Origin of the sequence: Agrococcus casei LMG 22410 (assembly GCF_900163565.1) — a bacterium.
Lineage (GTDB): Bacteria > Actinomycetota > Actinomycetes > Actinomycetales > Microbacteriaceae > Agrococcus > Agrococcus casei.
The window spans coordinates 1-1,445 of record NZ_FUHU01000002.1; the positions used below are offsets into that span (position 1 = coordinate 1).

General features: G+C 68.7%; 1 protein-coding gene. It reads left to right on the forward strand.

From position 1 onward, the window contains the following. The first annotated feature begins 114 nt into the window (after positions 1 to 114). Complete coding sequence (locus CZ674_RS00015) at positions 115 to 1,401, forward strand: ISL3 family transposase (protein ID WP_073884858.1); 1,287 nt, start codon at positions 115 to 117, stop codon at positions 1,399 to 1,401. Positions 1,402 to 1,445: the final 44 nt, after the last annotated feature.

A 1,445-nucleotide genomic window follows, 5' to 3' on the forward strand; every position in this document is an offset into this window, starting at 1 on the left:
GGCTCTTCCCGGTTCGTGGTGATGGGGAGCGTCGCGTCGTTGACGTAGAACGGCTCGTGGTCCTGCTGTGATGGGTGTTGTCAAGACATCCGAATCTCAGAGGACCACGAGCCTGTGCACGAGAGTACTGGTTCGCAGCGTGATGCTGCGAGCACGATCTTCAACTTGCCCAATTACCGCGTCATCGATGCCGTCGACCTGCCCGACGGGGGCCGGCGGGTGGTGATCGCCTCGACCGTCCCGCCGGGCTGTCCGTCCTGCGGCGTGCTGGCGACGAAGGTCCATTCCCGCCGGTCACAGCAGGTCCGGGACGTTCCCGTCGCTGGCGCAGCGGTGGTGGTGTGGGCCAAGCGGCGCTGGTTCTGTCTGGAGCCGGCCTGTGCCCGGGGCACGTTCGCCGAGGCCACCGAGCAGATCCCGCGATACGCACGCTCGACGACCCGACTGCGGGACCAGGTCGTCTCTGCCGTGATCCGTTCCGGCCGTGCAGCCTCCGAGGTGGCCCGGGCCCACGGCGTCTCGTGGTGGCTGGTCCAGGCCGCCCTCAGCGCCGCCGCAGTGGTCCTGCCTGACGTCGACGACGTGCGGGTCAGGCGTCTGGGGGTCGATGAGCACCGCTACCGGTCAGTGCGCTGGTTCCGCACCGACGAGGGCGCTTGGAGACGGTTCGAGCCGTGGATGACGACGCTGGTCGACCTGGCCACCGGGCAGGTCCTCGGCATCGTCGACGGCCGGGACTCCAGGGCCGTCGGGGATTGGCTCGCGCAGCGCTCTGAGCAGTGGCGGGAGCGGATCGAGATCGTCGCGATCGATCCCTCGGCCGCGTTCCGCAAGGCGCTGCGGACCTGGCTGCCTCGCGCCGCGGTCTCGGTCGACAAGTTCCACCTGGTCAAGCTCGGGAACGACATGGTCACCACCGTCAGGCAGCGCCTGGCCCGCACCCATCGCGGTCGTCGGGGCCGCAAGGACGACCCGGCCTGGGCCCACCGGATGCTGCTGCTGCGCGGCGGCGACACCCTGACCCCGAGGGCGTGGGAGCGGTTGGAGAGGGTGTTCCGCACCGACGACCCCACCGACGAGCTCTCGGCCTCCTGGGGCATCAAGGAGCAGCTCCGACGCCTGCTGGCCACCGACACTCTCGCCCAGGCCTGGCAGGAGCGGATGCGGATGGGCTACTTCGTCCAGATCGCGAACATGCCCGAGGCCACGAAGCTCTACGACACCGTCGTGACCTGGTGGGACGCCATCGAGGTCCTCATCGTCACCGGCGCAACCACCGCGAAGGTCGAAGCGGGCAACACCGGCATCAAGAACATCAAACGCACCGGCCGCGGATTCCGCAACGCGGAGAACTACCGGACGCGTATCCTGCTCACCAGCGCCGCGAGAACCGTAGCGTGAATACCCGCCACAGCAGGGTCATTCACCACGAACCGCGAAGAGCC